Raw genomic sequence first — 12,287 nt, 5'->3', positions numbered from 1 at the left:
TGGCTTTCGATGAAACACTTCACCCCTGACAACTTCCACAACTGCCACCTCGGCCTGTTGCTGGGTCGTGCCGCCATCCTCAAGGACCGCATCATCGACGCCCACATGGAACCCCACGGCATCACCGCCGCGCAGTTCAAGGTGTTGATCATCATGGCCCAGTTCGGTGTCGACACCCCGGCGGAGCTGTGTCGCAACCTGTCCCTGGACAGCGGTTCGATGACCCGCATGCTTGATCGCCTGGAGCAAAAGGGCCTGCTGGACCGCAAGCGTTCCGAACTGGACCGCCGTCAGGTGCAGTTGGTGCTCACCGCCGACGGTCAGCGCTTGGCGGACATGCTCCCGCACATCGGCGCCGACGCGTTGAACCAGTTGGCTGGCGCCTTGGAGCCCGGCGAGCTGGAAACCCTGGAAAAGATCCTCAAGAAAATTCTGATAGCTGCTGGTGATCCCATCACCCTTCAGCGGGTAGGTAAAGAATGAACACACGTGCCCTTTGCCTGGTGCTGATGGCCATGAGCATGGCCGGTTGCGCCAACTTCAGTGGCCTCGACACCCAGGGTCAACGCCTCGATGCCAACACCCTGCAAACCGGCAAGTCCCTCAGTGGCGTGAGCCTGTCGGCCGCCGCCTGGCCCAGCGCCGACTGGTGGAAAAGCCTCGGTGACCCGCAACTCGACAGCCTGATCCAGGAAGCCCTGCAAAACAGCCCGGATATGCAAGTCGCCAGCGCGCGTGCCCACCAGGCCGAAGCAGCGGCGTATGCGGCCAACGCTGCACGTATGCCGACCCTGGACGCCAGCGCCGGCGTCAGCCGTTCACGCCTGGCCAAGGATCAGGACCCGCTGGGTCAGGGCGATGCCTACGCCACCGTGCGCAACATCGGTGCCAGCTTCAATTACAACTTCGACTTATGGGGTGGCCAACGCGCCGCCTGGGAAGCCGCGTTGGGCCAGGCCCGCGCCGCCGAAGTCGACCAGCAGGCCGCGCGCCTGACCCTGGCGGCCAACGTGGCCAAAGCCTACAGCGACCTGGGCCAGGCCCATATCGTGCGTGACCTGGCCAATGACGACCTCAAGCGCACCCGGCAAATGCTCGACCTGGGCAAGCGTCGGCTGAATTCGGGTATCGACAGCCAGTACCAGTACCAGCAGACCGAAAGCCTGGAAGCCAGCTCCCAATCACAACTGATCGATGCCGAAAAGCAACTGCAGAGCGCCAAGATCGCCCTCGCGGTGTTGCTCGGCAAAGGCCCGGACCGTGGCAACGAACTGGTACGCCCCAACGTGCTGAAACCCAGTGCCGTCGCGGTGCCTTCGGTGCTGCCTGCCGAACTGCTCGGCCGGCGCCCGGACCTGATCGCCGCACGCTGGCGGGTCGAGGCCGCGAGCAAGAACGTCGCCGCCAGCAAGACGCGCTTCTACCCCAACCTCAACCTGAGCGCGAGCGCCGGGGCTGAGTCGTTGCTGGGGGATGCGATGTTTGGTTCGGCCAGCCGTTTCTTCAGCATTGCGCCGACGATTTCGCTGCCGATCTTCGACGGTGGCCGCCTGCGCGCCGACCTCGATGCCCGCGATGCCGACTACGACCTGGCGGTGGCCCAGTACAACAAAACCCTGGTGCAAGCCCTCGGCGATATCGGCAATACCCTTTCACAACTGCGCGACACCGGCCGGCAGATCCAGGCTCAGCAACATGCCGCGGACATTGCCCAGCAGTCCTACGACACCGGGTTGCAACGGTACAGCTCCGGCATCGGCAATTACCTGGATGTACTGAGCATCGAGCAGCAATTGCTGCAGGCCCAGCGTCAGCTGGCGACCTTGAATGCCGCACAAATCGATCTGTCGATTCAACTGATGCAAGCCCTGGGTGGCGGCTACAACGCCGCAAACGTGGCGTCGACCACCCCAGCTACACGCACGGAATAATTTGAGGTATTTGTCATGGCCACTGCCGAAAACAGCAATGCAACGCAACAACCCAAAGACGACAGCAACCCCCGCAAACGCAAAGTGATGCTGATCGGCCTGGCGCTGATCGTGATCCTCGGGAGCGTCGGTGTGTGGGGCTGGTATGAGCTCTACGGTCGCTTCAACGAGAGCACCGACGACGCTTACGTGAATGGCAACGTGGTGGAAATCACCCCGCTGGTCACCGGTACCGTGGTCAGCATCGGCGCCGACGATGGCGACCTGGTCCATGAAGGCCAGGTGCTGGTCAATTTCGACCCGAACGACGCAGCGGTCGGCCTGCAAAGTGCCCAGGCCAACCTGGCGCGCACCGTGCGTCAGGTGCGTGGCTTGTACAGCAATGTCGATGGCATGAAAGCCCAGGTGAACGCCCAGAAAGCCGATGTGCAAACCGCCCAGGACAACTACAACCGACGCAAGACCCTGGCCCAGGGCGGGGCGATCTCCCAGGAGGAGCTGTCCCACGCCCGTGACAGCCTGACCGCGGCCAAGAACGCCCTGACCAACCTTGAGCAACAACTCAAAACCAGCAACGCCCTGGTGGATGACACCGTGATCTCGTCCCACCCGGACGTGCAAGCCGCCGCCGCACAACTGCGCCAAGCCTACCTGGCCAATGCGCGCAGCACCTTGATCGCCCCTGTCACCGGCTACGTGGCCAAGCGCACCGTGCAACTGGGCCAGCGTGTCCAGCCGGGCACGGCGTTGATGGCGGTGATCCCGCTCAACCAGCTGTGGATCGACGCCAACTTCAAGGAAACCCAGTTGCGCAACATGCGTATCGGCCAGCCGGTGGACATCGAGGCGGATATCTACGGCAGCGACGTGAAGTTCAGCGGTACGGTCGACAGCCTCGGCGCGGGCACCGGCAGCGCGTTTGCCCTGCTGCCGGCACAGAACGCCACCGGTAACTGGATCAAGATCGTGCAACGGGTGCCGGTGCGCATCCATGTCAATGCCGACGAACTGGCCAAGCACCCGCTGCGCGTGGGCTTGAGCACCGTGGTCAATGTCGACCTGCATGACCAGAGCGGCCCGGTGCTGGCGCAACAGGCCCCGCAAAAGGCCTCGTTCACCACGGATGTGTATGAACGCCAATTGGCCGAGGCCGACGCCATGATCACCCAATTGATCCATGACAACAGCGTCGCTGCTCCCAAGGCTGCGCAACGCTGATGAGCAATAACGCCTCCTTCTCACCGCCGAGCCTGTTGATGGCCACCATTGGCCTGTCGCTGGCGACCTTTATGCAGGTGCTCGACACCACGATCGCCAACGTGGCGTTGCCGACGATTTCCGGCAACCTCGGCGTGAGTTCGGAGCAGGGCACCTGGGTGATCACCTCATTTGCGGTGAGCAATGCCATCGCCTTGCCGCTGACCGGCTGGTTGAGCCGGCGCTTTGGTGAGGTGAAGCTGTTCCTGTGGGCCACCCTCCTGTTCGTGCTGGCCTCGTTTCTGTGCGGTATCTCCACCTCGATGCCCGAGCTGATTGGCTTTCGGGTGCTGCAAGGCCTGGTGGCGGGGCCGTTGTACCCGATGACCCAGACCCTGTTGATCGCCGTCTACCCCCCCGCGAGGCGCGGCATGGCCTTGGCGTTATTGGCGATGGTCACCGTGGTGGCGCCGATTGCCGGCCCCATCCTGGGTGGCTGGATCACCGATAGCTACAGCTGGCCGTGGATCTTCTTTATCAACGTGCCCATCGGCATCTTTGCGGTGATGGTGGTGCGTTCGCAATTGAAGGCACGCCCGGTGGTCACCAGTTACCAGCCGATGGATTACGTCGGATTGCTGAGTTTGATCGTCGGTGTCGGCGCCTTGCAGATCATCCTCGACAAGGGCAACGACCTGGACTGGTTCGAATCCAACTTCATCATCGTCGGCGCGGTGATCTCGGCGATTGCCCTGGCGGTGTTCATCATTTGGGAACTGACTGACCAGCACCCGGTGGTCAACCTGCGGCTGTTTGCCTACCGGAACTTCCGCATCGGTACCATTGTGTTGATCCTGGGCTATGCGGGGTTCTTCGGCATCAACCTGATCCTGCCGCAGTGGTTGCAAACCCAGATGGGCTACACCGCGACGTGGGCGGGCCTGGCGGTGGCGCCGATCGGCATCCTGCCGGTGCTGATGTCGCCGTTTGTCGGCAAGTACGCGCACAAGTTCGACCTGCGCCTGCTGGCCGGCCTGGCGTTCCTGGCGATTGGCTTGAGTTGCTTCATGCGGGCAGGCTTCACCAATGAGGTGGACTTCACCCACATCGCCCTGGTGCAGCTGTTCATGGGCATCGGCGTGGCACTGTTCTTCATGCCGACCTTGAGCATCTTGATGTCCGACCTGCCACCGCAGCAGATTGCCGATGGTGCGGGCCTGGCGACCTTCCTGCGTACCCTGGGGGGGAGCTTCGCGGCGTCGCTGACCACGTGGATCTGGATTCGCCGGGCGGACCAGCACCACGCGTACATGAGCGAAAACATGACGACCTACGACTCGGCGACCCGTGATGCGTTGAACGCACTCGGCGGGGCAGGGCAGAAGGCTTATGCGCAATTGGACCAGATCCTCACCAGCCAGGCATACATGATGTCCACCGTGGATTACTTCACGCTGCTGGGATGGATGTTCATGGGGTTGATGCTGCTGGTGTGGCTGGCCAAGCCGCCGTTTACCGCGAAGGCGGGGCCGGCTGCTTCCGGTCACTGATTCCGAAAACGTACAGGGATCTAAATGTGGGAGGGGGCTTGCACCCCGATGGCGGTGGATCAGTCACAGCAATATTGACTGGCCTACTGCTATCGGGGGCAAGCCCCCTCCCACATTTGGATCTTTGTTCACATTGGATCAGTGGTGTTTGGGGATCAGGCGCCAGGCAACGCCAGTTGCGGGTTCACAAAATCAAACGCCGCCAACTGAAACCCTTGCTCATCCACCTGCAACGCCCAGCCCTGCTTGTCCCAATCCCCCAGCACAATGCGCTTGGCCGCCTGGTCGCCAATCTGCAACTTGTGGATCGCCGGACGGTGCGTATGGCCGTGGACCAGGGTGCGCACGCCAAATTGCTGCATCACCCGCGGCACTTCTTCCGGGGTGACGTCGACAATATCGTTGGCCTTCATCCGCGTCTGCGCACGGCTTTCGCTGCGCAGCTTGCGCGCCAGCGCGTGGCGGGCGCGCAGTGGCAGGTGACGCAGGATAAACAGCACCAGCGGGTTACGCAGGATGCGCCGCAGCTTCATATAGCCGAGGTCGCGGGTGCAGAGACTGTCGCCGTGCATCAGCAGCACGGGCTCGCCATGGAGCTGCACGACACTCGGGTCCTTGAGCAAGGTAGCGCCTGTGGTTTTGCAGAACGCCTTGCCGATCAGGAAATCGCGGTTGCCATGCATGATAAAAATCGGGGTACCGCTGTCGCTCAGCTCGCGCAGAGCTGCGCAGATCGAACGCTGGAAGGGGGTCATCCCATCGTCGCCAATCCAGGCTTCAAAGAAGTCCCCCAGAATGTACAACGCCTGGGCGCCACGGGCGCGGCCGTGGAGCAGATCCAGAAACGCCCGGGTAATGTCCGGGCGTTCCTCTTCCAGATGCAAATCTGAAATCAGCAATATCACTCAATGATCTCGGCTTTCTCGATGATCACGTCTTCTGCTGGCACGTCCTGGTGGCCGGCCTTGCTGGTGGTGGAAACTGCTTTGATCTTGTCGACAACGTCAGTGCCTTCGGTGACTTTACCGAACACCGCGTAGCCCCAGCCTTGAACGTTCTTGCCGCTGTGGTTCAGGAAGGTGTTGTCGGCCACGTTGATGAAGAACTGCGCGGAGGCCGAATGCGGCTCCATGGTACGGGCCATGGCAACGGTGTACTTGTCGTTGGAAAGGCCGTTGTCCGCTTCGTTCTGGATGCTTGGACGCTTGTCTTTCTTTTCTTTCATGCCTGGCTCGAAACCGCCGCCCTGGACCATGAAGTTGCCGATGACACGGTGGAAAACGGTATTTTCGTAGTGGCCGGCTTTCACGTATTCGATGAAGTTGGCGACGGTGATCGGCGCTTTCTCGGCGTTCAGCTCGATGACGATGTCACCGTGGTTGGTGGTCAGTTTGACTTGAGTCATGTGTACTACTCTTTTCAGGGAATTCGTGGGTTCGGGCGCCTCGGCGCCACGACCGGTTTGGCTAAACGACGGCCAAGACGAGCAGTTTAACGTGCCCTGCAGGAATTTCGAGGTGGTTTTTTACCGCCCGGGCAATTAAACCAGCAGTTTTTGGCCGTGCTCTGTCAGGTGGTTGACAGCATCGGCTATGATATCGCCTTTGTTTTATCTGGCCCCACCCGGCCACGAACCTGTCTGTTCAAGGATCCTATGAGCAAGCCCACTGTCGACCCTACCTCGAATTCCAAGGCCGGACCTGCCGTCCCGGTCAATTTCCTGCGCCCGATCATCCAGGCGGACCTGGATTCGGGCAAGCACACGCAGATCGTCACCCGCTTCCCGCCAGAGCCCAACGGCTACCTGCACATCGGTCACGCCAAGTCGATCTGTGTGAACTTCGGCCTGGCCCAGGAGTTCGGTGGCGTCACGCACCTGCGTTTCGACGACACCAACCCGGCCAAGGAAGACCAGGAATACATCGACGCCATCGAGAGCGACATCAAGTGGCTGGGCTTCGAGTGGTCCGGTGAAGTGCGCTACGCCTCCCAGTACTTCGACCAGTTGTTCGACTGGGCCGTCGAGCTGATCAAGGCCGGCAAGGCCTACGTCGACGACCTGACCCCGGAGCAGGCCAAGGAATACCGTGGCACCCTGACCGAGCCAGGCAGGAACAGCCCGTTCCGCGACCGTTCGGTAGAAGAGAACCTCGACTGGTTCGCCCGCATGCGTGCCGGTGAGTTCCCGGACGGTGCCCGCGTGCTGCGCGCCAAGATCGACATGGCTTCGCCGAACATGAACCTGCGCGACCCGATCATGTACCGCATCCGCCATGCCCACCACCACCAGACCGGTGACAAGTGGTGCATCTACCCCAACTACGATTTCACCCACGGTCAGTCGGACGCCATCGAAGGCATCACCCACTCCATCTGCACCCTGGAGTTCGAGAGCCATCGCCCGCTGTACGAATGGTTCCTGGAGCACCTGCCGGTACCGGCGCACCCGCGCCAGTACGAATTCAGCCGCCTGAACCTGAACTACACCATCACCAGCAAGCGCAAGCTCAAGCAACTGGTGGATGAAAAGCACGTGCATGGCTGGGATGACCCGCGCATGTCGACGCTGTCGGGCTTCCGCCGTCGCGGCTACACTCCGGCGTCGATCCGTAATTTCTGTGAGATGGTCGGCACCAACCGCTCCGACGGCGTGGTCGACTACGGCATGCTCGAGTTCAGCATCCGCCAGGACCTCGACGCGAACGCGCCGCGTGCCATGTGCGTGCTGCGCCCGTTGAAAGTCGTGATCACCAACTACCCGGAAGACAAGGTCGACAACCTCGAGCTGCCGCGTCATCCGCAGAACGAAGCACTGGGCGTGCGCAAGCTGCCGTTCGCGCGTGAAATCTACATCGACCGCGATGACTTCATGGAAGAGCCGCCAAAAGGCTACAAGCGCCTGGAGCCGAACGGCGAAGTGCGCCTGCGCGGCAGCTACGTGATCCGCGCCGACGAAGCCATCAAGGACGCCAATGGCAACATCGTCGAGCTGCGTTGCTCCTACGACCCGGAAACCCTGGGCAAGAACCCTGAAGGCCGCAAGGTCAAGGGCGTGATCCACTGGGTGCCGGCCGCTGCCAGCATCGAGTGTGAAGTGCGTCTGTACGATCGCCTGTTCCGTTCGCCGAATCCTGAAAAGGCCGAAGACAGCGCCAGCTTCCTCGACAACATCAACCCTGACTCCCTGCAAGTGCTCACCGGTTGTCGTGCCGAGCCATCCTTGGGCGACGCACAGCCGGAAGACCGTTTCCAGTTCGAGCGCGAAGGCTACTTCTGCGCGGATATCAAGGACTCGAAACCAGGTCAGCCGGTATTCAACCGTACCGTGACCTTGCGTGATTCGTGGGGCCAGTGATTCTGTTTTAAGGAACTGTCGTGCTAACGATCTACAACACACTCAGCAAGACCAAAGAAGTCTTCAAGCCGCTGGATGGCAACAAGGTGCGCATGTACGTGTGCGGCATGACCGTGTACGACTATTGCCACATCGGCCACGGTCGCAGCATGGTTGCTTTCGACCTGGTGACCCGCTGGTTGCGTTTCAGCGGCTATGACTTGACCTATGTGCGCAACATCACCGACATCGACGACAAGATCATCAACCGCGCCAACGAAAACGGCGAGTCGTTCGACGCGCTGACCGAGCGCATGATCGCCGCCATGCACGAGGATGAGGCGCGCCTCAACATCCTCAAGCCGGACATGGAGCCGCGTGCCACGGACCACATCCCTGGCATGCACGCGATGATCCAGACCCTGATCGACAAGGGCTACGCCTACGCCCCAGGCAATGGCGACGTGTACTACCGCGTCGCCAAGTTCATGGGCTACGGCAAGCTGTCGCGCAAGAAAATCGAAGACCTGCGCATCGGCGCGCGTATCGAAGTCGACGAAGCCAAGCAGGATCCGTTGGACTTCGTGCTGTGGAAAGGCACCAAGCCCGGCGAGCCGAGCTGGGAGTCACCATGGGGCGCCGGGCGTCCGGGCTGGCACATCGAATGCTCGGTGATGTCCACCTGCTGCCTGGGCGAGACCTTCGACATCCATGGCGGCGGCAGCGACCTGGAGTTCCCGCACCACGAGAACGAAATCGCCCAAAGCGAAGCCGCCACCGGCAAGACCTACGCCAACGCCTGGATGCACTGCGGCATGATCCGCATCAATGGCGAGAAGATGTCCAAGTCCTTGAACAACTTCTTCACCATCCGCGACGTACTGGAAAAGTACCACCCGGAGGTGGTGCGTTACCTGCTGGTATCCAGCCACTACCGCAGCGCCATCAACTACTCGGAAGACAACCTCAAGGACGCCAAAGGCGCCCTGGAGCGCTTCTACCACGCGTTGAAAGGCTTGCCCGCCGTTGCACCGGCTGGCGGCGAAGCATTCGTGGCGCGGTTTACCGAAGTGATGAACGACGACTTCGGCACCCCCGAAGCCTGCGCCGTGCTGTTCGAAATGGTGCGCGAGATCAACCGCCTGCGCGAGAGTGATCTCGACGCAGCGGCGGGCCTGGCGGCGCGCTTGAAAGAACTGGCCAGCGTCCTGGGCGTGTTGCAGATGGAAGCCGACGACTTCCTGCAAGCCGGCGCCGAAGGGCGTGTGGATGCGGCTGAGGTCGATGCGCTGATCCAGGCGCGTCTGGCGGCTCGTGCCAACAAGGACTGGGCGGAATCCGACCGTATCCGTGACCAACTGACCGCGATGGGCGTGGTGTTGGAAGACGGCAAAGGCGGGACGACGTGGCGGTTGGCCGACCAGGCTTGATCAGCAAACCCTGAATAAAAAACGCCCCGACTGGTTCGGGGCGTTTTTTTGCGCACCGTTTTAGTGAGCGGCTCACCCGATCCAGTGTGGGATCGGCGGTATCCATGCGATCCACAGCCGGGCGGCTCTCCACCTGCCACCCGCGATCAAATGTGGGAGGGGGCTTGCCCCCTATTGCGCGGTGCGAGAGCCTGCTGCCACTTGATATCGACTCTGCACAAAACCATTGTCCGACACGTACGTTCCGACGTGGTGGAGCTCATGCTCACTGCCAACCTGACTGAATAGCGGGATCCCTTGCCCGAGTAAAACCGGGATACGGGTAATGATCAGCTCATTGATCAGGCCCGCTTCAAGAAACGCCTGGATCGTTTGGCCACCGTCGATATAGAGATGCTTCATGCCGCGCTCAGCTAACGCCGCCACGAGTGTGGTTGCATCTCCCGCCATGACCTCGACCTTGCCCTCCAGATGTGCAGGGATTTGCAGCGGCTGGTGAGAGAGCGCAATGACCGGTGTACCCTCATAGAGCCACTTGGGGAAGGACACTACTTTCTCCAGGGTTTTTCGGCCCATCACCAGCGCATCGACCGTGGCGATAAAGCGTTCATAGGTCATGCCTTTCAACTCAGCGGTTTCATATTCCGGCCGGAGCAACCATTCGATATCACCGTCTGGACGGGCAATAAAGCCGTCGATGCTGGCGGCGATAAAGACAGAACATTTGATCTCCATGGTGGACACTCCTCTTTATGCGCTGGACGCAACGACAGTCAACGGGGGCTTTTAGCCTGGCGCTAATGTTAATTTAATCTTTGCGTGTAACAACCGAGCGGCGATAAAGATAGCCCTTACGCCCCCTTTCTGCCGTGCGAGGATGTATGCGAAGTTGGTTGATCCGTTACCGTTACGCAATTATTTTCTGGTTGTGCTTCGGCGTTTTCCGTACATCCCTGGCCGACTGGAATCCCATTCCCTCTGGCTCCATGCGCCCGACATTGCTGGAGGGCGATGTGGTGTTGGTCAATCGCGTGGCCTACGACCTCAAGCTGCCGCTCACGGACATCTCCCTGGCCAAACTCGATAACCCCCAGCGCGGCGATGTGGTGACGTTCTCGTCGCCCAAGGATGGCATGCGCCTGATCAAGCGCATCGTCGGTATTCCCGGTGACACCCTGGAAATGAAGGATGAGGTGTTGTGGGTTAACGGCGTGCCGTCCACCTACAGTGACGCACAGGACATCAGTGAACCCATCGTTCCCGGCCATACGGTGCCAGGAATCAAGCTGACCGAACGGGCGGCCAACCGTCAGCGCACGGTGCAGTTCATGCCGACGGTGCGGGCACTGCGCAATTTCGGGCCGGTGGTGGTGCCGGCCGACAGCTATTTCATGCTGGGGGACAATCGCGATAACAGCGATGACTCCCGGTACATCGGTTTTGTGCCGCGTCGGCTGTTGATCGGGCGGGCACATCATGTGCTGGCATCGGCGCAGATCCTGGATCACTGGATGCCACGCCTGAACAGATTTGGCGCGCCGATTCTGTAAGGACAAGCCCCCATTACCCTTATAGGAGCTGGCAAGCCGACTCCTACAGTTGGGTGTGTTACGAGGACCCCTGAATCCAGACACTAACTTTTGGGTTAGCCCATTACCTTTTCGTGCGTTCTTGTGGGCTATCCGCCCGGTTCCTATCCTGCGGTCTTCGTTTATCCAGGAGTAGGTTCCATGAGCTTTGATCTCGGACTAAAAGGCCTTCGTGCGCTGGTCACCGGTGGCACCAAAGGTATCGGCGCCGCCGTGGTGGCGGTGTTGCGTGAACAAGGCGCCCAGGTGATTTCGGTCGCGCGTTCGGCGGCGGATTCGACGCCCGAAGGCGTGCATTTCATCGCTGCCGACCTAGGCACTGCCGCCGGTTGTGCGAGTGCTACTGAGGCGGTGAAGGCTCGGCTTGGCGGCGTCGATATCATCGTCAATGTGCTCGGCGGCTCAAGCGCGCCCGGCGGTGGTTTTGCGGTGCTCGATGATGAGCAGTGGGCGAATGCCCTGGGCCAGAACCTGATGGCGGCAGTGCGGGTGGATCGGGCGCTCCTGCCTGGGATGCTCGCGCGCGGCGCCGGGGTGATTATTCATGTCACGTCGATCCAGCGGGAGTTGCCGTTGCCGGATTCGACCACGGCGTATGCCGCTGCAAAGGCAGCATTGGCGACCTACAGCAAGAGCCTGTCGAAAGAAGTCACGCCCAAGGGTATTCGGGTGGTGCGGGTTTCGCCGGGCTGGGTGGAGACGGACGCGGCGGTAGCACTGGCGGAGCGCCTGGCGGAGCAGGCGGGAACGGATTACGAGGGGGGCAAGCAGATCATCATGCAGGCGCTCGGCGGTATTCCGCTTGGACGGCCGGCCAAGCCTCAGGAGGTGGCTGACTTGATCGCCTTCCTGGTCTCGCCCCGCGCCGCGTCGATCAGCGGCACCGAGTACGTGATCGACGGCGGCACCGTCCCTACGGTCTAATTCGTCGGTTTGGCGGCTTGCCATTTGAGCAGGCCATCCAGTACCGGGCACAGGCTCTGCCCCCACTCGGTCATACGGTATTCCACCTTGGGCGGCACCACTGGGTAGACCGTGCGCTGTACCAGGCCATCGGCTTCGAGCTGGCGCAATTGCTGGGCGAGCATCTTTTGCGAGATATCCGGGATCAGTCGCTCAAGGTCGGAATAACGCTGCACCTGGCCGCCGAACAGGTGGAACAGAATGATCAGCTTCCAGCGCCCGCCAAGCCAGGCGAGCGTGGTTTCGACGTCGGCGGCGGCGGTGGCAGGGGTGTAGGTTTTACTCATCGCATA

12 protein-coding genes are annotated in these 12,287 nt (G+C 61.2%); 8 read left to right on the top strand and 4 right to left on the bottom strand.

Features of this window, described 5'->3' with window-relative positions; genetic code table 11:
- The first annotated feature begins 9 nt into the window (after positions 1–9).
- From A7317_RS18405 to A7317_RS18390, 4 genes are read left to right on the top strand one after another with little or no spacing between them, the layout of a single operon-like run.
- The gene (locus A7317_RS18405) at positions 10–483 is read left to right on the top strand and encodes a MarR family winged helix-turn-helix transcriptional regulator (RefSeq protein WP_024076231.1); all 474 of its coding nucleotides are present in this window, start codon (positions 10–12) and stop codon (positions 481–483) included.
- Positions 480–1,931, top strand: a complete 1,452-nt coding sequence (locus A7317_RS18400; RefSeq protein ID WP_069076529.1) for an efflux transporter outer membrane subunit — start codon at positions 480–482, stop codon at positions 1,929–1,931. Before A7317_RS18405 ends, A7317_RS18400 begins: the two co-directional genes overlap by 4 nt.
- A 15-nt stretch (positions 1,932–1,946) precedes the next feature.
- A complete protein-coding gene (locus A7317_RS18395) occupies positions 1,947–3,149 on the top strand; it encodes an efflux RND transporter periplasmic adaptor subunit (protein ID WP_024076229.1) in 1,203 nt (400 codons plus the stop codon).
- Positions 3,149–4,678 (top strand): DHA2 family efflux MFS transporter permease subunit, encoded by a 1,530-nt coding sequence (locus A7317_RS18390; RefSeq protein WP_024076228.1) that lies wholly within the window; start codon positions 3,149–3,151, stop codon positions 4,676–4,678. Before A7317_RS18395 ends, A7317_RS18390 begins: the two co-directional genes overlap by 1 nt.
- 155 nt (positions 4,679–4,833) lie before the next feature.
- Here A7317_RS18390 and lpxH read toward each other — a convergent pair whose 3' ends face one another.
- Together lpxH and A7317_RS18380 are read right to left on the bottom strand one after the other, a co-directional pair.
- Complete coding sequence (gene lpxH / locus A7317_RS18385; RefSeq protein WP_024076227.1) at positions 4,834–5,583, bottom strand: UDP-2,3-diacylglucosamine diphosphatase; 750 nt, start codon at positions 5,581–5,583, stop codon at positions 4,834–4,836.
- Complete coding sequence (locus A7317_RS18380) at positions 5,580–6,083, bottom strand: peptidylprolyl isomerase (protein ID WP_024076226.1); 504 nt, start codon at positions 6,081–6,083, stop codon at positions 5,580–5,582. Before A7317_RS18380 ends, lpxH begins: the two co-directional genes overlap by 4 nt.
- 249 nt (positions 6,084–6,332) lie before the next feature.
- Between A7317_RS18380 and A7317_RS18375 the strand changes: the two genes are divergently transcribed.
- Positions 6,333–8,033 carry a glutamine--tRNA ligase/YqeY domain fusion protein gene (locus A7317_RS18375; protein WP_069076528.1) on the top strand — a complete coding sequence of 567 codons (1,701 nt, stop codon included), beginning with the start codon at positions 6,333–6,335 and terminating at the stop codon, positions 8,031–8,033.
- Positions 8,034–8,053: 20 nt separating this feature from the next.
- A complete protein-coding gene (cysS, locus tag A7317_RS18370) occupies positions 8,054–9,442 on the top strand; it encodes a cysteine--tRNA ligase (protein ID WP_024076224.1) in 1,389 nt (462 codons plus the stop codon).
- Positions 9,443–9,613: 171 nt separating this feature from the next.
- Here cysS and A7317_RS18365 read toward each other — a convergent pair whose 3' ends face one another.
- On the bottom strand, positions 9,614–10,177 hold the full coding sequence (locus tag A7317_RS18365; RefSeq protein ID WP_024076223.1) for a dihydrofolate reductase family protein: 564 nt from the start codon (positions 10,175–10,177) through the stop codon (positions 9,614–9,616).
- A gap of 146 nt (positions 10,178–10,323) precedes the next feature.
- Between A7317_RS18365 and lepB the strand changes: the two genes are divergently transcribed.
- On the top strand, positions 10,324–10,992 hold the full coding sequence (gene lepB / locus A7317_RS18360) for a signal peptidase I (RefSeq protein ID WP_069076527.1): 669 nt from the start codon (positions 10,324–10,326) through the stop codon (positions 10,990–10,992).
- Between the two features lie 180 nt (positions 10,993–11,172).
- Positions 11,173–11,955 (top strand): SDR family oxidoreductase, encoded by a 783-nt coding sequence (locus A7317_RS18355; protein WP_024076221.1) that lies wholly within the window; start codon positions 11,173–11,175, stop codon positions 11,953–11,955.
- Here A7317_RS18355 and A7317_RS18350 read toward each other — a convergent pair.
- Positions 11,952–12,281 carry a winged helix-turn-helix transcriptional regulator gene (locus tag A7317_RS18350; protein WP_024076220.1) on the bottom strand — a complete coding sequence of 110 codons (330 nt, stop codon included), beginning with the start codon at positions 12,279–12,281 and terminating at the stop codon, positions 11,952–11,954. The genes A7317_RS18355 and A7317_RS18350 overlap by 4 nt on opposite strands.
- Positions 12,282–12,287 lie beyond the last annotated feature (6 nt).

The organism is Pseudomonas fluorescens (assembly GCF_001708445.1).
Classification (GTDB): Bacteria; Pseudomonadota; Gammaproteobacteria; order Pseudomonadales; family Pseudomonadaceae; genus Aquipseudomonas; species Aquipseudomonas gorinensis.
The sequence above is the reverse complement of the archived record's forward strand: the minus strand, read 5'-3'. Positions and strand labels throughout refer to the sequence as shown.